Source organism: Streptomyces sp. NPDC028298, from assembly GCF_055565895.1.
In genome coordinates this window covers 152339-171241 of sequence record NZ_JBVHTL010000005.1, presented here as the reverse complement: position 1 = coordinate 171241, position 18903 = coordinate 152339, and the positions used below count along the sequence as shown (strand labels likewise).

Sequence of the window (18903 nt, the reverse complement as noted above, 5' to 3'; positions counted from 1 at the left end):
ATCGACAACCGCCCTCCTTCCCGGACGGGCTCGTCCGTCGCCCGGGAAGGCGGCCGTCGCCGAGTGCGCAGGGGCCCGTACGCGTTGATCGCGTACGGGCCCCTCGGCGTTGGGGCCGTTCGGCCCCGGCTTAAGGACCCCCCACCCCTCCTCCGTCGAACGGGCATGCGTCATAATTGCTTGTGAATGTGAACGCGTTCACAAGCGTGTCCTGTTGCTCCCATGTTGTCCGGGATAAAGCGGGCACACTGCCGCTGTGACAACGGCGACGTAAGGAGACTGACGACGTGGAATTGGCTTTGGCGCCAGAGACCATGGCGCGATGGCAGTTCGGAATCATCACCGTCTACCACTTCTTCTTCGTGCCCCTGACGATCTCGCTCGCGGCACTCGTCGCAGGCCTGCAGACCGCCTGGGTACGCACGGAGAAGCCGAAGTACCTGAGCGCCACCAAGTTCTGGGGCAAGCTGTTCCTGATCAACATCGCGATGGGTGTCGTCACCGGCATCGTCCAGGAGTTCCAGTTCGGCATGAACTGGTCCGCCTACTCGCGCTTCGTCGGTGACATCTTCGGCGCTCCGCTCGCCTTCGAGGCCCTGCTCGCCTTCTTCTTCGAGTCCACCTTCATCGGGCTGTGGATCTTCGGCTGGGACAAGCTGCCGAAGAAGCTCCACCTCGCCTGCATGTGGATGGTCTCCATCGGCACCATGCTGTCCGCGTACTTCATCCTCGCGGCCAACTCGTGGATGCAGCACCCGGTCGGCTACCGCATCAACAAGGCGAAGGGGCGCGCGGAACTCACCGACTTCTGGCACGTGCTGACGCAGAACACCGCGCTCGCCCAGGTGTTCCACACCCTGACCGCCGCCTTCCTGACCGGTGGCGCCTTCATGGTGGGCATCGCCGCCATCCACCTGGCCCGCAAGCGGCACGTCGCCGTCATGAAGACCTCGCTGCGCCTCGGCCTGGTCACCGTCGTCATCGCCGGTCTCCTCACGGCGATCAGCGGCGACACCCTCGGCAAGATCATGTTCAAGCAGCAGCCGATGAAGATGGCCGCCGCCGAGGCGCTCTGGGACGGCCAGGACTCCGCGCCCTTCTCGATCTTCGCCTACGGAGATGTCAGCAAGGGCCACAACACCGTCGAGCTGTCGATCCCCGGGATACTGTCGTTCCTCGCCGACGACGACTTCAACTCCTACGTCCCCGGCATCAACGACACGAACAAGGCCGAGCAGGAGAAGTACGGTCCCGGCGACTACCGCCCCATCATCCCGGTCACCTTCTGGGCGTTCCGCTGGATGATCGGCTTCGGCATGGCCTCCTTCGTGATCGGCATCATCGGACTCTGGCTGACCCGCAAGAAGTTCATGCTGCCGCAGCACCTGAGGGTCGGCGAGGACGAGGCACCGCATCTGGTCCTGTTCAAGGACAAGGCGCTGGGCCCGAAGCTCACCAAGTGGGGCTGGCGCATCGCCATCTGGACCCTGGCCTTCCCGCTGATCGCCAACTCCTGGGGCTGGATCTTCACCGAGATGGGCCGTCAGCCGTGGGTCGTGTACGGCGTTCTGCAGACGCGGTACGGGGTCTCCCCCACCGTCTCGCAGGGCGAGGTCATCACCTCCCTGGTCGTCTACTCGCTGATCTACGCGATCCTCGCCGTCATCGAGGTCAAGCTGCTCGCGAAGTACGTCAAGGCAGGACCGCCCGAGCTCACCGAGTCCGACCTCAACCCGCCCACCAGGATCGGCGGCGACTCCAGGGACGCCGACAAGCCGATGGCCTTCTCCTACTAGGCTCGGGGAGCTGCTGAGTCATGGAACTTCACGACGTCTGGTTCGTCCTCATCGCGATCCTCTGGATCGGATACTTCTTCCTGGAGGGCTTCGACTTCGGGGTCGGCATCCTCACCAAGCTGCTGGCCCGCGACCGCGTCGAGAAGCGGGTGCTGATCAACACGATCGGCCCCGTGTGGGACGGCAACGAGGTCTGGCTGCTCACGGCCGGCGGCGCGACCTTCGCGGCCTTTCCCGAGTGGTACGCCACGCTCTTCTCGGGCTTCTATCTGCCCCTGCTGATCATCCTGGTCTGCCTGATCGTGCGGGGCGTCGCCTTCGAGTACCGGGCGAAGCGGCCCGAGGAGCACTGGCAGCGCAACTGGGAGACGGCGATCTTCTGGACCTCGCTGATCCCCGCGTTCCTGTGGGGTGTGGCCTTCGGCAACATCGTGCGCGGGGTGAAGATCGACCGGAACTTCGAGTACGTGGGCAACTTCTGGGATCTGCTCAACGTGTACTCGATCCTCGGCGGTCTGGTGACGCTCACTCTGTTCACCTTCCACGGAACGGTGTTCGTCGGGCTCAAGACGGTCGGAGACATCCGGGAGCGGGCCCGCAAGCTCGCGCTGCGGGTCGGACTGGCGACCGCCCTGCTGGCGCTGGCCTTCCTCATCTGGACGCAGATCGACAATGGCGACGGCGCATCACTGGTGGCGCTGGTCGTGGCCGTGGTCGCGCTGGTCGCGGCGCTGGCGATGGTCAACGCCGGCCGGGAGGGATGGGCGTTCATCCTCTCGGGGCTCACCATCGTGGCCGCCGTGGCGATGCTCTTCCTGTCGCTCTTCCCGGACGTCATGCCGTCCTCGCTCAACGAGGACTGGAGCCTCACGGTCTCCAACGCCGCGTCGAGCCACTACACCCTGACGATCATGACCTGGTGTGCCGTGATCGCCACCCCGATCGTCCTGCTCTACCAGAGCTGGACCTACTGGGTGTTTCGCAAGCGCATCGGCACGCACCACATCGCCGTGGACGCGTCGCACTGAATCCGATGGATCGGCATGTTTCACGTGAAACGTGCCCTGATGGGCCAAAGGTGTGTTTCACGTGAAACCTATCGATCCGCGCCTCCTCCGGTACGCCCGGGCCACCCGCCGCTTCCTTGTCGCGGTCGTGGGGCTGGGCGTCGCCGGAGCGGCTCTGGTCATCGCTCAGGCGATGCTCATCGCCGACGTGGTGGTCGGCGCCTTCCAGCACGGACACTCCGCCGCCGAACTGCGCACTCCGCTGATCCTGTTGACGGTGGTGGCGCTCGGGCGGGCGCTGGTGGCCTGGCTCACCGAGCTCGCCGCGCACCGCGCGAGTGCCGCGGTCAAGTCGGAGCTCAGGGGACGGCTGCTGGAGCGGGCCGCGTCGCTCGGGCCCGGCTGGCTCAGCGGCCAGCGAACGGGCTCCCTCGTCGCCCTCGCGACCCGCGGTGTCGATGCGCTCGACGACTACTTCTCCCGCTATCTGCCGCAGTTGGGTCTCGCGGTGGTGGTCCCGGTCGCCGTGCTCGCGCGGATCGTCACCGAGGACTGGATGTCCGCGGCCATCATCGTCGCCACCCTGCCGCTCATCCCCCTGTTCATGGTGCTGATCGGCTGGGCCACACGCAGCCACATGGACCGCCAGTGGCGGATGCTGTCCCGGCTCTCCGGACACTTCCTCGACGTGGTCGCAGGACTGCCCACGCTCAAGGTGTTCGGCCGGGCCAAGGCGCAGGCCGAGTCGATCCGGAAGATCACCGGTGAGTACCGGCAGGCGACCATGAGGACGCTCCGCATCGCCTTCCTGTCGTCCTTCGCCCTGGAACTGCTCGCCACCATCTCGGTCGCCCTGGTCGCGGTGACCATCGGCATGCGGCTCGTCCACGGCGAGATGGATCTGTACGTGGGGCTCGTCATCCTCGTGCTGGCGCCCGAGGCCTATCTGCCGCTCAGGCAGGTGGGAGCCCAGTACCACGCCGCCGCCGAGGGGCTCGCGGCCGCCGAGGCGATCTTCGAGGTGCTGGAGACCCCCGCGCCGAGGTCCGGTTCGCGGATCGTGCCCGCGGGGGAGATCGTCTTCGACGGCGTGACCGTGCGCTACCCGGGACGCACCACCGACGCGGTCTCGGACGTCTCCTTCACCGTCGAGCCCGGTGAGACGGTCGCCCTCGTCGGCCCCAGCGGCGTGGGCAAGTCGACCCTGCTGAACGTTCTGCTCGGGTTCGTGGAGCCCACCGCCGGCCGCGTGAGCGCCGGGGGAGCCGATCTCACGGACGCCGACCTCGTCGCATGGCGCTCGCGGATCGCCTGGGTGCCGCAGCGTCCCCACCTGTACGCCGGAACCATCGCCGAGAACGTACGGCTGGCACGGCCCGACGCCGACGACGCGGCGCTGCGCCGGGCGCTCGCCGACGCCGGCGCGGCGGAGTTCGTGGACGCCCTGCCCGCCGGGGTGGACACGGTCCTTGGCGAGGACGGCGCCGGCCTGTCGGCCGGGCAGCGCCAACGCCTGGCCCTCGCGCGGGCGTTCCTCGCGGACCGGCCCGTGCTGCTGCTCGACGAGCCGACGGCCTCGCTCGACGGGGCGACCGAGGCCGAGGTCGTCGCGGCGGTCCGGCGGCTGGCCGTGGGGCGGACCGTCCTGCTGGTCGTGCACCGGCCGGCCCTCCTGGACGTCGCGGACCGGGTGGTCCGCCTGGAGGCCGCCGTCGTCGGCGCGCCGAGGCCCGCGCCCGAGGCCGGCTCCTCCGGCTCCCCGAAGCCGACGGACAGCACCCAGCCGCCCGCGCCGGAGAGCCTGTCCCCGGCCGAGGCACCCGTCGTGATGCCCCGGGGCCGCGACGGCGTGCTCGCCCGGGTCCGGGCGATGGCGGCACCCCGGCGGGGGCCGCTCGCGCTCGCCCTGCTCCTCGGCAGCCTCGCGCTCGGGAGCGCCGTCGGCCTGATGGCGACCTCCGGCTGGCTCATCTCACGAGCCTCCCAGCAGCCGCCCGTCTTCTACCTGATGGTGGCCGTCACGGCCACCCGGACGTTCGGCATCGGCCGGGCGGTGTTCCGGTACGCGGAACGGCTCGTCTCGCACGACGCCGTGCTGCGGATGCTGGCCGACACCCGGGTCGCCGTCTACCGGCGCCTGGAACGGCTCGCGCCCGCCGGACTGCGGACCACCCGGCGCGGCGACCTGCTGTCGCGACTCGTCGCCGATGTCGACGCCCTCCAGGACTACTGGCTGCGCTGGCTGCTGCCGGCCGGAGCCGCGGTCCTGGTCTCCGCCGCCTCCGCCGGGTTCACCGCCTGGCTGCTCCCCGAAGCCGGCGCCGTGCTCGCCGTCGGTCTGCTGGCCGCCGGAGCCGGAGTCCCCCTGGTGACCGGTGCCGTCGCGCGCCGCGCCGAACGCCGGCTGGCCCCCGCCCGCGGGGCGCTGGCCACCCAGGTGGCCGATCTGCTCACGGGGACCGCCGAACTGACCGTCGCGGGCGCGCTGCCCGCCCGTACCGCCCAGGCGCGGCAGGCCGACGGCGTCCTCACGAGGATCGCCTCCCGCGCCGCCACCGCGACCGCACTCGGCGACGGACTCACGGCACTGGTCTCCGGGCTCACCGTCGCGGCCACCGCCCTGGTCGGCGCCCAGGCGGTCGCCGCGGGCCGCCTGAACGGCGTGCTCATGGCCGTTGTCGTCCTCACCCCGCTCGCCGCCTTCGAGGCCGTCATGGGACTGCCGCTCGCCGTCCAGTACCGGCAGCGGGTGCGCAAGAGCGCCGAGCGCGTGTACGAGGTGCTGGACGCCCCCGATCCCGTACGCGAGCCCGCACAGCCGCGGCCGGCGCCCGCGTCGCCGTTCCCGCTCCGCGTGTCCGGGCTGCGGGCCCGGTACGCGGGCCAGGACCGGGACGCGCTGGCCGGACTCGACCTGACCCTCGAAGAGGGCCGCAGGATCGCCGTGGTCGGCACCTCCGGAGCCGGCAAGACGACGCTCGCGCAGGTGCTGCTGCGGTTCCTGGACCCCGAAGCCGGGACGTTCACGCTCGCGGGGGCGGACGCGTACGGCATGGACGGGGACGCCGTGCGCCGGCTGATCGGGCTGTGTGCCCAGGACGCGCACCTCTTCGACAGCACCGTGCGCGAGAACCTGCTGCTCGCCCGCAAGGACGCGAACGGGGCCGCGCTGCGCGAAGCGCTCGGGCGGGCCCGCCTCCTCGACTGGGTGGACGCCCTGCCCGCCGGGCTCGACACCCCGATCGGAGAACACGGGGCACGGCTGTCCGGCGGTCAGCGCCAGCGGCTCGCCCTGGCCCGTGCGCTGCTCGCCGACTTCCCCGTGCTCGTCCTCGACGAACCGGCGGAACACCTCGACCTGCCGACGGCCGACGCGCTCACCGCGGACCTGCTGGCCGCGACCGAGGGCCGTACGACCCTGCTGATCACGCACCGGCTGGCCGGACTCGACGCCGTGGACGAGGTGATCGTGCTCGCGCGCGGGCGCGTGGTCCAGCGCGGTCCGTTCGCCGAGCTGGCGGCCGTCGAGGGGCCGCTGCGGGAGATGGCGGAACGCGAGACCGCCGCGGACCGGCTGGTGGGCGTTGTGGCCCCCCACTAGGCTCGAGGCATGTCAGCGGCGAGGGGCTCCCCCGTGCCGGGCGGCGACGACACGGGCGCGGCGGCTCGTGCCTCCGGAGGGCCGGCCGGTGAGCCGGACGCCCGGGTCCCACGGCTGCTGGAGGCCGTGCGGTCGGTCGGATCGGGACTGGAACTGCACTCCAAGCTCGGCCGGATCTGCGAGACGGCCGCCGAACTCACCGACGCGCGGTACGCGGCCATCGGAGTCGTGGACGAGAGCGGCGAGGGCCTCTCGGACTTCGTCCAGCGCGGCGTCGACGAGGAGACCGCCCGCCGGATCGGCCGGAGGCCCGACGGCCACAAGGGGCTGCTGGGCGCGCTCATCCGCGACCCCGATCCGGTGCGCCTGGCGAACCTGACCGACGACCCGCGCTCCTGCGGCTTCCCGGCCGGCCATCCGGCGATGCGCAGCTTCCTCGGCGTACCGATCCGGGTCCAGGGGGAGATCTTCGGAAACCTGTACCTCACCGAGAAGCGCGACGGCGGCGCCTTCGACGACGACGATCTCCACATGGTCCGGGTGCTCGCCACGGAGGCGGGTATCGCCATCGGCAACACCCGCCTGTACGAAGCGGCCAAGCAGCGGGAGCGCTGGATCGACGGCTCGGTGGCCGTCACCACCGCGCTGCTGGCGGGCGGCGACGCCGAGGACGCGCTGCAGATCGTCGCCGAACAGGCCCGCCGGCTCTCCGGTTCCGCGGCCGGGATCGTGCTGCTCCCCGCCGAGGAGGGCGGCCTGGAGGTCGTCGCGGTGGCCGCGGACCACCCGTCCGACGCGCTGGGCGTGATCGTTCCGCCGGAGAGCGAACTGGTCGCCGAACTCCGCGACGGGAACCCGGTGTTCCTGGCGGACGCGTCCGCCGACCCGCGGCTGCGGACGGATCTCACCCACGGATACGGGCCCGTCATGATGCTCCCCCTGGAGAGCGACGGCAGGGTCCTCGGCGCCCTCCTGACCCCGAGGCCGCGCGACGGACGCCAGTTCACCGAGACCGAGCGGACCGTCGCCACGCAGTTCGCCTCCCAGGCGGCCCTGGCGCTGATGATGGCCGAGACCCAGCGCGACCGGGAACGGCTCGCGGTGTACGAGGACCGCGACCGGATCGCCCGCGATCTGCACGACCTGGTCATCCAGCGGCTGTTCGCCACCGGGATGATGCTGGAGAGCGCGCAGCGCCGGTCGAACGTGCCCGAGGTGCGGCGCGGTGTCGGCAAGGCGGTCGACGAACTCGACGTCACCATCCAGGAGATCCGCACCGCGATCTTCGCGCTCCGGCAGGGCCCCGCCGAGACGCCGTCCGGGCTGCGCACCCGCGTCCTGCGCGAGATCAACATGGCCGCCGTCCCCCTCGGGTTCCACCCCGGACACCACTTCACCGGGCCGGTCGACACGCAGGTCGGCGAACTCACCGCCAAGAACCTCATCGCCGCGCTGCGCGAAGCCCTCTCGAACGCCTTCCGGCACGCGGGGGCCTCCCGGATCGAGGTGTCCGTCGACGCGGACGTCCCGCTCCCGGACGGGCGGCCCGGTGTGCGTCTCGCGGTCGCGGACGACGGGGTCGGCATTCCCAAGGGCGGCCGGCGCAGCGGTCTGAAGAACCTCAAGCGGCGGGCCGAGTCGCTGGGCGGGGAGAGTTGGTACGGGACCGGGCTCGGCGGGGACGGCGGCGGTACGACGGTGGTGTGGCAGGTGCCGCGCTGAATCGCCTTGCGCGGATGCCTCGTGAGGAGCCGTCAGGCCCGGCCGCTGGGCCATTCGTGACGTCCTGTCCCCCAGGTGTACCCCTTGAACGGGCCGGGCCCGAAGGCGCGGGCCACGATCGCTGTCATGCGCTCCTCTCGCCGCCATCCCCTTCTCGTACCCGCTCTGCTGTCCGCTCTCGTGACCCTCGCGGCCTGGCCGGCGGTGGCCGACGGTGACGGCGACGGCGCGGACCTCGACATCAGCGCCCAGGTGGCGCGGCTGTACGAGGACGCCTCGGTCGCGACGGGACAGTACGAGGCGGGGCGGCAGGACGCCGAGGCGCAGCGCGGCCGGGCGGAACAGGCCGAGCGCCGTCTCGTCCGGGAGCGGCAGGAGATCGCGGTGCTGCACGAGGACCTGGGCCGTATCGTGCGCGCCCAGTACCGGCAGGGCGGCGGGCTGCCGTACACGGCACAGATCCTGTTCGCGAAGGACCCCGACGGTCTGATGCGCGGTCAGCACGCCGTGCGGCGGGCCGATCTGGCCGTCGCCGGCGCCGTCGCGAAGAGCCGGAGTGCCGAGGTGCGGCTCGCGGCGGACGAGGCGAAGGCCCGCTCCGAGTGGCAGGTGCTGGAGAAACGGAGGGGGGAACTCGCCGCGGTCAAGCGGACGATCGAGGCCAAGCTGGACGAGGCGAGGTCGGCGCTGCAGAGCCGGGCGGACGCCTCCGTGGCCGCCGGTTCCTGTCGCGGGGCGGTCCGTCTCGACCAGCCGCCGACGGCGTTCACGAACGCGTGGGTCGCGCCGGTGGAGACGTACGAACTCTCCGCGGGATTCGGCAGCGGAGGCGAGCACTGGGCGCACCGGCACACCGGGCAGGACTTCGCCGTGCCCATCGGCACCCCGGTGCGGGCGGCCGGGGCCGGCCGGGTGGTGAGGGTGTCCTGCGGCGGCGCGTTCGGCATCGAGGTCGTGGTCGAGCACCCCGACGGCTACTACACGCAGTACGCGCATCTCGCGTCGGTCGCCGTCGACCAGGGGCAGCGGGTCGCGACCGGCGAGTGGATCGGCCAGTCGGGCACGAGCGGCAACTCGACCGGTCCGCATCTGCACTTCGAGGTGCGGGTGACGCCGGACATGGGATCGGCGGTCGACCCGGTCCCGTGGCTGGCGGAACACGGGGTCGTCGTCTAGGTCCGGGCCCGTCGAGTCCTCCGGCACGGATGCCGGAGGACCTCCGTCGGATCGGGCCAGGGCTACGCGCGGTCCGCCAGGATCCTCTCGATCACGACCGCCACACCGTCCTCGTTGTTCGCGACCGTGCGGCCGGAGGCGGCGGCGATCACGGCGGGGTGGGCGTTGCCCATGGCGTACGACCGGCCCGCCCAGGTGAGCATCTCGACGTCGTTCGGCATGTCACCGAAGGCGACGACCTCCTCGGGCGTGATGCCCCGCTCGGCGCAGCACAGCGCGAGGGTGCTGGCCTTGGAGATGCCGGGACCGCTGATCTCCAGCAGGGCGCTGGGGCTCGACCGGGTCACGTTCGCCCGGTCCGCGATGGCGGGGCGGGCGACGGCGAGGAATTCGTCCGGGTCCATCTCCGGGTGGAACGCGAGCACCTTGAGCACCGGCTGATCGGCGTCCAGCGCGTCCTCGGCGAGGAGCTTCTCGGCGGGCAGGACGATCTCCGGGGGTTCCATGTGCATGAGGGGGTAGCCCGGTTCGAGGTGGAGGCCGTACGTCCGCTCGACGGCGCACACCGTGCCGGGCGCGGCGGTCCGCAGGATCCGGATGACGTCCAGCGCGGTGTCGGGCGTCAGTTCACGGATCTTGACGAAGCGGTGGCTGCCGGGGCCGCCGTGCAGGTCGACCACGGCGGCGCCGTTGCCGACGATGGCCAGGCCGTGCCCGTGGACGTGGTCGCTGACGACGTCCATCCAGCGGGCCGGGCGGCCGGTGACGAAGAAGACCTCGATGCCGGCCTGCTCGGCGGCGGCGAGGGCGGCGATCGTGCGGTCGGACACCGATTTGTCGTCGCGCAACAGAGTGCCGTCGAGGTCCGTGGCGATCAGCCGGGGCGGGACGGTGGAGGCCGGAGTCTCGGGCCGGCGAGTCGCTGAGGTCACGTGGTCATTCTCCCGCATATATGCGCACGGCCGTGCGGCGGTCCGCACACTTGAGTGGTTACCGTCCTCACCCCGGTTCACGCCGTCTCATCCCGGCTCACCTCGCGTCACCCTCGCCCCGCCCGGGCCGCCACCGCCCGGACCGTCACCGCCCGGGTGTCGTCCCGCTCGTCCCCTCGCCCCGCCCCGCCGTGCCGTCGCATCGGCGGGACCACGGGCACGGCGGCCGGGTTCAGCGGAGCTGGGCCACCGCTTCCATGGCGATCCGCTCGAAGACCTTGGGGTCGGCGGCGAAGTCCGAGTCGGGGATCGGCCAGTGGACGACGATGTCCGTGACGCCCAGTTCGGCGTGCCGGCCGGCGAAGTCGACGAACGCGTCGACGGACTCCAGGGGCTGGCCACGGTCGGGGGTGAAGCCGGTGAGCAGGATCTTGTCGAGCTCCGCCACGTCCCTGCCGATCTCGGCGCAGGCGTCGGCGAGCTTGCCGATCTGTCCGCGAATGGCCTGAACCGACTGTTCGGGGGTGCCCGTCTCGTACAGCTTCGGGTCGCCGGTCGTCACCCACGCCTGCCCGTGCCGGGCGGCGAGCTTCAGTCCGCGCGGGCCGGTGGCGGCCACGGCGAACGGCAGCCGGGGGCGCTGGACGCAGCCCGGGATGTTGCGGGCCTCGTGCGCCGAGTAGAAGTTGCCGCCGTAGGAGACGGAGTCCTCGGTGAGGAGGCGGTCGAGCAGGGGCACGAACTCGGCGAAGCGGTCGGCGCGCTCCCGCGGGGTCCACGGCTCCTGGCCGAGCGCGGTGGCGTCGAAACCGGTGCCGCCGGCTCCGATGCCCAGCGTGATCCGGCCGTCGGAGATGTCGTCGAGGGAGACCAGATCCTTGGCGAGGGTCACCGGGTGCCGGAAGTTCGGCGAGGTCACGAGTGTGCCGAGGCGCAGCCGGTCGGTGACGGCGGCCGCGGCGGTCAGTGTCGGCACGGCCCCGAACCAGGGGCCGTCGCGGAAGGTCCGCCAGGAGAGGTGGTCGTAGGTGAACGCGGTGTGGAAGCCGAGCTGCTCCGCGCGCTGCCATGCGGAACGCCCGCCCTCGTTCCAGCGGACGTACGGCAGGATCACGGTGCTCAGACGCAGACTCATGCGTCGAGCGTAGACGGATCCGCGGCGCGCTCGCCTCAGGGCGGTCCGAGGGCCTGCCCGAGGGCTTGCCTAGGGGCCCGCGCGGCGTCCGGTCGTGCGTCCGGCGGCGGTATCGTCCGGCGCTCAGGATCAGTGAGGAGCGGGAAACCGCAGATAGCGCGCGGGTACGGCAGCGGTCAGCCAGACTCCGTTGGCGCTGACGTGGAAGACATGGCCGTCACGGTGCATGGCGGCGGCGTCCACGGAGAGGATGACCGGCCGGCCGCGGCGGGCGCCGACGCGGGTGGCCGTCTCCCGGTCCGCCGAGAGGTGCACGTCGTGCCGGTTCATGGGGCGCAGGCCCTCGGCGCGGATCGCGTCCAGGCTGCGGGCCACGGTCCCGTGGAAGAGGTACGCCGGCGGGGTCGCCGGGGGCAGTCCGAGGTCGACCTCGACGGAGTGGCCCTGGCTGGCCCGGATCCGGGTCCCCTCGACGGCGAAGCGCCGCTTGTCGTTCGTGGCCACCACGTGGTCGAGCTCGGCGCGGGTGATCCGGAAGCCGTGCGCGGTGGCCGCTGAGAGCAGCGTGTCGATCTCGACCCAGCCGCCCTCGCCGAGCGTGAGCCCGATCCGCTCGGGCTGGTGCCGCAGATGCTTCGAGAGGTACTTCGACACCTTCACGGTGCGTCGTTCGTCCATCGGTTCATCGGCCCGTCTTTCCGTCCGATCATCCGCCTGCTCATGTTCTTTCATCCTCCCAGCGTGCCTGGAGAGAGGCGGATCACGCATTTGATTTTGAGTCGGAGGTTTGATCCACAACCAAGTGACGTTATCCACAGGCGAATTGACGAATCTGTGGACAACGAGCCCGCGATTTACGGTGGTTCGTCAACAACTGGGGACAGAGGCCCGTTTGCCGCCAGTCGGTCCAACGTCCGCGTCTGCAGCTCCCGTTCGGTCGCGGCGGTCACGAACTCCGCCGCCTGCTCGACGCCAACCAGGCGCTCCACGGCTCGCATTGTCCCGGCGGCCACCTCCACCGCACGCGTGCCTTCGGGCTCCACCGGCGACTGCCCCGCCACGAGGTGGTTTCTCAGATGCCGGGTGGCGAACATCCTCATGGCTCTGGCCAGTTCGGCGTCCACCGTCTGCTGTGCGAGCGGTCGCAGCCGTCGTACGAGCGAGGCCGCCTCGGCCGCGTCCGCGTCGCTCGGCGGACGTTCCTCCAGATAGCGCGCGAAGACGTGCTCCGTCGTGAACTCCAGGAAACGGGAGGCGATGTGCTCGACCTGGCCCCTCAACTCCCGCAGATGGCAGGTGATCGCGGACAGCGGAACACCCGCACGGTGCAACTCGACCGCGGCGGACAGCTCTTGAGGGCTCGGGACGAGGAAGGTGTCCTCGTCGCCCGGAACGGGCTCCAGCACACCCAGCTCCACCGCTTCCGCCACCGCAGCGTCGTCGGGACGGCCCCCGAACCGCTCCACCAGCTCGGTCCGCGAGATCCGGGCCGCCTCCTCGTCGGTCCACGGCCCGTGGACCTCCGCGACCAGGCCGAGTATCCCGCCCAGCCCCCGGCCCGCGTCCCAGGCCTCCAGCAGCTCCTTGATCGAGGCCAGTGTGTAGCCGCGGTCCAGGAGGTCGGCGATCTGCCGCAACCGCGCCAGGTGGGCGTCCGCGTACACGTTGGCGCGCCCGCGCCGCTCGGGTCGGGGCAGCAGCCCGCGGTCCTGATAGGCACGGATCGTCCGGACCGTGGCGCCGCTGCGGTGCGCCAGGTCCTCGATGCGGTACGCGACACCGCCGGGCTCGTCGCTCATCTCTCCCGCCCTCCCGGCTCCGCGCAGCGGCCGCCCGCCCGATCGCCCCTGTCGCCGACGGCGGGCCGCCCGCTCACGGGGGCGGCTCCACGTGTGCGGTTCACAAGGGTGGCTCCATGCGGGCGATCGCGCGCAGTGCCCGGGGCGCGAAGCGGTGCAGCAGATGGGCGCCGCGCGCCTCCGGGGTGACCGGAACCACCGCCTCGTCGCGGACGACCGCGCGCAGGATCGCGTCGGCGACCTTCTCCGGCGGGTAGTTGCGCAGTCCGTAGAGCCGCGACGACTTCTTCTGGCGCCGCTTCTCCTCGGCCGCGTCGACCCCGGCGAATCGCGTGGTCGCGGTGATGTTCGTGTTGACGAAGCCGGGACAGACCGCCGAGACGCCGATGTCCTTCCCCGCCAGCTCCGCGCGCAGACACTCGCTGAGCATCAGCACGGCCGCCTTGGAGGTGCTGTAGGCGGGCAGCGCCTTGGAGGGCTGGTACGCCGCCGCCGAGGCGATGTTGACGATGTGTCCGCCCTGCCCGCGCTCGGCCATCTGCTTTCCGAAGAGCCGGCAGCCGTGGATCACCCCCCACAGATTGACGTCGAGGACCTTCCTCCAGTCCTCCGCCGTGGTGTCGAAGAACGAACCGGAGAGTCCGATGCCGGCGTTGTTCACCAGCACGTCCACCACGCCGTACTCGCCGGCGACCTTGTCGGCGAGCTTCTCCATGGCCTGCTCGTCGCCGACGTCGGCCGTCTCCGGCCAGGCCGCGGGCGAGCCGATCAGCCGGGCCATCTCCGCCGTGCGGGCCGCGGCCTCCGCGTCCCGGTCGACGGCCACCACGCGCGCGCCCGCCTCGGCGAACGCGAACGCCGTGGCCCGGCCGATGCCGCTGCCGGCGCCGGTGACCAGCACGAGCTGTCCGCCGAACCGGTCCGCGTACCTGCCGGTGGCCGTCGGCTCGGGTGCGGGCACCCCGGCCTCGCGGCCCTCGTGGACGGTCACGAACTCGGATATCCAGGAGGCCAGTTGGTCGGGCCGGGTCCGCGGGATCCAGTGCTTGGCCGGGAGCGTGCGCCGCACCGCGTCGGGGGCCCACTTCTCCAGTTCGTCGTAGAGCCGCTCGGAGAGGAAGGCGTCCCCCAGCGGCGTGACGAGCTGCACGGGCGCGTGCGCGTACGCGTCGTCGCGGGGGCGGCCGAGCCGGGACCGGACGTTGTCGCGGTAGAGCCACGCTCCGTGCGCCGCGTCGGACGGCAGCGACGCGGTCGGGTAGTCGCCCGCGGGCACCTTCTCGATCCGCTGGAGGATCTTCGGCCACCGCCTGCCCAGGGGGCCGCGCCAGGCCAGCTCGGGCAGCACCGGCGTGTGCAGCATGTACACGTACCAGGACTTGGCGCCCTGCCCGAGGAGCTGGCCGATCCTTCGCGGAGTGGGCCGCCGCACCCGCCGCTTGATCCAGTGGCCGAAGTGGTCCAGGGACGGACCGGACATCGACGTGAAGGACGCGATCCGGCCCTGGGTGCGGGCGACCGTGACGAACTCCCACGACTGCACCGAGCCCCAGTCGTGGCCCACGAGATGCACCGGCTCGCCGGGGCTGACCGCGTCGATCACCGCCAGGAAGTCGTCGGTCAGCTTCTCCAGGGTGAACCCGCCGCGCAGGGGCCGCGGCGCCGTCGACCGGCCGTGCCCCCGTACGTCGTACAGCACGACATGGAAGCGGTCGGCGAGCCGCTCGGCGACCTCGGACCACACCTCCTTGGAGTCCGGATAGCCGTGCACGAGCACCACCGTCGGCTGCCTGTCGTCACCCAGCTCGGCGACACACAGGTCGACCCCGCCCGTCCGTACCCGGCGCTCGCGCGCGCCCACGAGACTCACTTGTCCTCCGCCCAGCGCCGCACGTGCGGCAGATCGTCGTCGAGCCAGAACGCGCTCTGTTCGGGGTCCCGGGAGTCCGTGACGACCAGGATCTCCTCGAACTTCGCGCCCGTACCCCGGAATCCGAGATGCGGTTCGACCGCCCACAGCCCCGGCCGGGGCGGGTGGTCGGAAAACGTGTACGGCGACCACAGCGGGGACCAGCCCTCCCGGTGCCCGCGCAGAGCGTCGCCCGCCAGCCCCTTGAGGGACTGGACCCCGAACCCGAACAGACGCGGCGACCAGGGCCGCTCCCGCACCCGGTCCACCTTGTGCGCGATCACGCCGAACGGATACGCCCGGTGCCGGTTGGCGTGGCCCTGCCGCACCATCAGCCGGTCCACGTCCTCGTAGATCTCCCGCAGCGACCGCCGCTCGCGCACCTCGCGCAGGATCAGCTCGCGGTGCGCCTCCAGGTCGGCCATGAGTCTGTCCTGGACGGGGTTCGGACCCAGCGAGCCCGAGTAGCCGATGTCCGCGGTGAAACCACCGTGCACCGGCGCCATGTCGAGGATGAACGGCATCCCCGGCTCCAGCCGGCGATCGGTCGGGAAGAACTGCAGCGGGATCCGGAAGCCGGCGAAGGCCGTGCGGTCACCGAACCAGGCGAACGGCAGATGGAACCAGTCCCGCACCCCGTGCTCCCGCAGCCACACCCGCTGCATGCGCGCCGCCTCCCGCTCGGTGACGCCGGGCTTCAACTGCGCCGCGACCGCCTCCGCGCAGGCGTACGCCAGACGCTGGACCTCCCGGAACCCCCGCAGCTCCGCCGAGAGTTCACCCGTCATCGCCGTCGTCATGCCACCGCCCCACCTACTCCGCACCGACTGCGGTACGTGCCCGTAACGTGACACTGGCGAATGTGACAGTTGTTAGAGGCTGCGTCAATAGGCCCGGACCGCCTGTGGACGACCCGCCCGGACGGGACCGCGCGGCACGCGGAAGCCGTACCTGAGGCTGACCCCTACGGGCCCGTACGACTGGAGGCTGACGCGGATCCACCTCCGTGGGCTGACGACCCCTGTGGTGTGCGCCACTACCGTCGAACCGTGACTGTGATCGCGACCGAAAGCCTGAGCAAGCGGTACCCCCGGGTGACCGCGCTTGACCGGCTCTCCGTGGACGTCGGGCCCGGTGTGACCGGACTCGTCGGAGCCAATGGAGCCGGCAAGTCCACACTGATCAAGATCCTGCTGGGTCTGTCCCCCGCCACCGAGGGCCGCGCACACGTGCTCGGTCTCGACGTCGCCACCGAGGGCGCCGCCATCCGCGAGCGGGTCGGGTACATGCCCGAGCACGACTGCCTGCCGCCCGACGTCTCGGCCACCGAGTTCGTCGTCCACATGGCGCGGATGTCCGGACTGCCGCCGGCCGCGGCCCGCGAACGCACTGCGGACACCCTGCGCCACGTCGGTCTGTACGAGGAGCGCTACCGCCCCATCGGCGGCTACTCCACGGGCATGAAGCAGCGCGTCAAACTCGCGCAGGCCCTCGTCCACGACCCCCAGCTCGTCTTCCTGGACGAGCCGACCAACGGCCTGGACCCGGTCGGCCGCGACGACATGCTCGGACTGATCCGCCGCATCCACACGGACTTCGGCATCTCGGTCCTGGTCACCTCGCACCTCCTGGGCGAACTGGAACGCACCTGCGACCACGTCGTGGTCGTCGACGGCGGCAAACTCCTGCGCTCCAGCTCCACCACGGACTTCACCAAGACCACGACGACCCTCGCCATCGAGGTCACCGACAGCGACGAGCACCCGAACGGCACGAGCGCCGTGCGCGAGGTGCTCCACGCGCGCGGGATCGAGACCCACGACGGCGGCGGACTGCCGGGCGCCGGACACATCCTGCTGCTCACCACCGAGAGCGAGGACACCTACGACCTCGTCCGCGACGTGGTCGCCGACCTCGGCCTCGGGCTGGTCCGCATGGAACAGCGCAGGCACCACATCGCCGAGGTCTTCACCGACAGCGACGCCCAGCGGAAGGAGGCGGTCGGCCATGGCAGTTGAGCACCCCCTCACCCAGCCGGGTGAGCAGACCCGTATCCACAACATCGGCTACCGCAACTACGACGGCCCGCGCCTGGGCCGCGCCTACGCCCGCCGCTCCCTGTACTCGCAGTCCCTGCGCGGCGCCTACGGACTCGGCCGCTCGGTCAAGTCCAAGGTCCTGCCGATGCTGCTCTTCGTGGTCATGTGCGTCCCCGCACTGATCATGGTGGCCGTGGCCGTCGCCACCAAGGCGAAGGACCTGCCCGTCGACTACACGCGCTACGCGGTGATCATGCAGGCGGTCATCGGCCTGTACGTCGCCTCGCAGGGCCCCCAGGCGGTCTCCCGGGACCTGCGCTTCAAGACCATCCCGCTCTACTTCTCGCGCCCCATAGAGACCGCCGACTACGTACGCGCCAAGTACGCGGCCCTGGCCTCGGCGCTGTTCGTCCTCACGGCCGCGCCGCTGATCGTCCTCTACGTGGGCGCGCTGCTGGCCAAGCTCGACTTCGCCGACCAGAGCAAGGGCTTCGGGCAGGGACTGCTCTCCGTGGCACTGCTGTCCGTGCTCTTCGCCGGCATCGCCCTGGTCATCTCGGCGATCACCCCGCGCCGCGGCTTCGGCATCGCGGCCGTCATCGCCGCCCTGACCATCTCCTACGGAGCCGTCTCCACCGTCCAGGCCATCGCCTTCGAGCGCTCCAGCAGCGGAGCCGTCCCCTGGATCGGGCTCTTCTCGCCCATCACGCTCATCGACGGGGTCCAGACGGCCTTCCTCGGCGCGTCCTCCGCCTTCCCCGGCGAGGTCGGCCCCTCGTCCGCACAGGGCGTCGTCTACCTCGTCGTCGTCCTGGGCCTCATCGCCGGCTGCTACGGCCTCCTGATGCGCCGCTACCGAAAGGCCGGACTGTGACCACGCTCACCATCGACCACGTATCGCGCTGGTTCGGCAACGTGGTGGCGGTCAACGACATCACGATGACCATCGGCCCCGGCGTCACCGGCCTGCTCGGCCCGAACGGCGCCGGAAAGTCCACCCTCATCAACATGATGGGCGGCTTCCTCGCCCCCTCCACCGGCACCGTCACCCTCGACGGCAAGCCGACCTGGCGCAACGAGGACATCTACCGCCACATCGGCATCGTCCCCGAGCGCGAGGCGATGTACGACTTCCTCACCGGCCGCGAGTTCGTCGTCGCCAACGCCGAACTGCACGGACTGGGCACGAAGGCCGCCGACCGCGCGCTGGCCACCGTCGAGATGGAGTACGCGCAGGACCGCAAGATCTCCACGTACTCCAAGGGCATGCGCCAGCGCGTGAAGATGGCGTCCGCGCTGGTCCACGACCCCTCGCTGCTGCTCCTGGACGAACCGTTCAACGGCATGGACCCGCGCCAGCGCATGCAGCTCATGGACCTGCTGCGCCGCATGGGCGACGAGGGCCGCACCGTGCTGTTCTCGTCCCACATCCTCGAAGAGGTGGAGCAGCTCGCCGCCCACATCGAGGTGATCGTCGCCGGACGGCACGCGGCGAGCGGCGACTTCCGGCGCATCCGCCGGCTCATGACCGACCGCCCGCACCGCTATCTGATCCGCTCCAGCGACGACCGGGCACTGGCCGCCGCGCTCATCGCCGACCCGTCGACCTCGGGCATCGAGGTCGACCTCGCCGAGGGCGCGTTGCGCATCCAGGCCGTCGACTTCGGCCGGTTCACCGCCCTTTTGCCGAAGGTCGCGCGCGAGCACGGCATCCGGCTGCTGACGGTGTCACCGTCCGACGAGTCGCTGGAATCCGTCTTCTCGTATCTTGTCGCGGCGTAGGAGGC

Annotated in this window: 14 protein-coding genes; 8 read left to right on the top strand and 6 right to left on the bottom strand. The window is 71.2% G+C overall.

The window, feature by feature from the left end; genetic code table 11:
• The first annotated feature begins 287 nt into the window (after positions 1–287).
• From ACZ4TO_RS23445 to ACZ4TO_RS23425, 5 genes are all read left to right on the top strand, one after another.
• Positions 288–1796, top strand: a complete 1509-nt coding sequence (locus ACZ4TO_RS23445) for a cytochrome ubiquinol oxidase subunit I (RefSeq protein WP_468025127.1) — start codon at positions 288–290, stop codon at positions 1794–1796.
• 20 nt (positions 1797–1816) lie between these two features.
• Positions 1817–2824: a cytochrome d ubiquinol oxidase subunit II gene (cydB, locus tag ACZ4TO_RS23440; RefSeq protein WP_468025126.1), complete on the top strand. Its 1008-nt coding sequence runs from the start codon at positions 1817–1819 to the stop codon at positions 2822–2824.
• Between the two features lie 61 nt (positions 2825–2885).
• Positions 2886–6404: a thiol reductant ABC exporter subunit CydD gene (gene cydD, locus ACZ4TO_RS23435; RefSeq protein ID WP_468025125.1), complete on the top strand. Its 3519-nt coding sequence runs from the start codon at positions 2886–2888 to the stop codon at positions 6402–6404.
• A 9-nt stretch (positions 6405–6413) separates the two neighbouring features.
• Positions 6414–8126, top strand: a complete 1713-nt coding sequence (locus ACZ4TO_RS23430; RefSeq protein ID WP_468025124.1) for a sensor histidine kinase — start codon at positions 6414–6416, stop codon at positions 8124–8126.
• Between the two features lie 126 nt (positions 8127–8252).
• Entirely contained in the window at positions 8253–9302 is a 1050-nt protein-coding gene (locus ACZ4TO_RS23425) for a M23 family metallopeptidase (protein WP_468025123.1), read from the top strand.
• Between the two features lie 62 nt (positions 9303–9364).
• Here the strand turns inward: ACZ4TO_RS23425 and ACZ4TO_RS23420 are convergent, their stop codons facing one another.
• From ACZ4TO_RS23420 to ACZ4TO_RS23395, 6 genes are all read right to left on the bottom strand, one after another.
• Positions 9365–10252 (bottom strand): Cof-type HAD-IIB family hydrolase, encoded by an 888-nt coding sequence (locus ACZ4TO_RS23420; RefSeq protein WP_382783150.1) that lies wholly within the window; start codon positions 10250–10252, stop codon positions 9365–9367.
• 214 nt (positions 10253–10466) lie between these two features.
• Positions 10467–11369 carry an LLM class flavin-dependent oxidoreductase gene (locus ACZ4TO_RS23415; RefSeq protein WP_468025122.1) on the bottom strand — a complete coding sequence of 301 codons (903 nt, stop codon included), beginning with the start codon at positions 11367–11369 and terminating at the stop codon, positions 10467–10469.
• A 129-nt stretch (positions 11370–11498) separates the two neighbouring features.
• Complete coding sequence (locus ACZ4TO_RS23410; RefSeq protein ID WP_468025121.1) at positions 11499–12047, bottom strand: RNA 2'-phosphotransferase; 549 nt, start codon at positions 12045–12047, stop codon at positions 11499–11501.
• Positions 12048–12223: 176 nt separating this feature from the next.
• A complete protein-coding gene (locus tag ACZ4TO_RS23405) occupies positions 12224–13168 on the bottom strand; it encodes a MerR family transcriptional regulator (protein WP_468025120.1) in 945 nt (314 codons plus the stop codon).
• A 100-nt stretch (positions 13169–13268) separates the two neighbouring features.
• Positions 13269–15038, bottom strand: a complete 1770-nt coding sequence (locus ACZ4TO_RS23400; protein WP_468025119.1) for an SDR family oxidoreductase — start codon at positions 15036–15038, stop codon at positions 13269–13271.
• Positions 15035–15877, bottom strand: a complete 843-nt coding sequence (locus ACZ4TO_RS23395; RefSeq protein ID WP_468025118.1) for a M24 family metallopeptidase — start codon at positions 15875–15877, stop codon at positions 15035–15037. Before ACZ4TO_RS23395 ends, ACZ4TO_RS23400 begins: the two co-directional genes overlap by 4 nt.
• Before the next feature lie 255 nt (positions 15878–16132).
• Here ACZ4TO_RS23395 and ACZ4TO_RS23390 point away from each other — a divergent pair, with 255 nt between their 5' ends.
• Genes ACZ4TO_RS23390 through ACZ4TO_RS23380 form a run of 3 tightly spaced genes read left to right on the top strand, consistent with a single transcriptional unit; the run spans position 16133 to position 18898 of the window.
• Positions 16133–17095: an ABC transporter ATP-binding protein gene (locus tag ACZ4TO_RS23390; protein WP_382784239.1), complete on the top strand. Its 963-nt coding sequence runs from the start codon at positions 16133–16135 to the stop codon at positions 17093–17095.
• Entirely contained in the window at positions 17085–17990 is a 906-nt protein-coding gene (locus ACZ4TO_RS23385) for an ABC transporter permease (protein WP_382783135.1), read from the top strand. The genes ACZ4TO_RS23390 and ACZ4TO_RS23385 overlap by 11 nt, the downstream gene beginning before the upstream one ends.
• A complete protein-coding gene (locus tag ACZ4TO_RS23380) occupies positions 17987–18898 on the top strand; it encodes an ABC transporter ATP-binding protein (RefSeq protein ID WP_382783133.1) in 912 nt (303 codons plus the stop codon). Before ACZ4TO_RS23385 ends, ACZ4TO_RS23380 begins: the two co-directional genes overlap by 4 nt.
• The last annotated feature ends 5 nt before the right edge of the window (positions 18899–18903 follow it).

Coding starts and splice junctions, on each gene's coding strand:
- ACZ4TO_RS23430 (WP_468025124.1), top strand. CDS start 6,414: ATGTCAGCGGCGAGGGGCTCCCCCGTGCCGGGCGGCGACGACACGGGC.
- ACZ4TO_RS23405 (WP_468025120.1), bottom strand. CDS start 13,168: ATGAGCGACGAGCCCGGCGGTGTCGCGTACCGCATCGAGGACCTGGCG.
- ACZ4TO_RS23425 (WP_468025123.1), top strand. CDS start 8,253: ATGCGCTCCTCTCGCCGCCATCCCCTTCTCGTACCCGCTCTGCTGTCC.
- ACZ4TO_RS23395 (WP_468025118.1), bottom strand. CDS start 15,877: ATGACGACGGCGATGACGGGTGAACTCTCGGCGGAGCTGCGGGGGTTC.
- ACZ4TO_RS23420 (WP_382783150.1), bottom strand. CDS start 10,252: ATGCGGGAGAATGACCACGTGACCTCAGCGACTCGCCGGCCCGAGACT.
- ACZ4TO_RS23415 (WP_468025122.1), bottom strand. CDS start 11,369: ATGAGTCTGCGTCTGAGCACCGTGATCCTGCCGTACGTCCGCTGGAAC.
- cydB (WP_468025126.1), top strand. CDS start 1,817: ATGGAACTTCACGACGTCTGGTTCGTCCTCATCGCGATCCTCTGGATC.
- ACZ4TO_RS23385 (WP_382783135.1), top strand. CDS start 17,085: ATGGCAGTTGAGCACCCCCTCACCCAGCCGGGTGAGCAGACCCGTATC.
- ACZ4TO_RS23410 (WP_468025121.1), bottom strand. CDS start 12,047: ATGGACGAACGACGCACCGTGAAGGTGTCGAAGTACCTCTCGAAGCAT.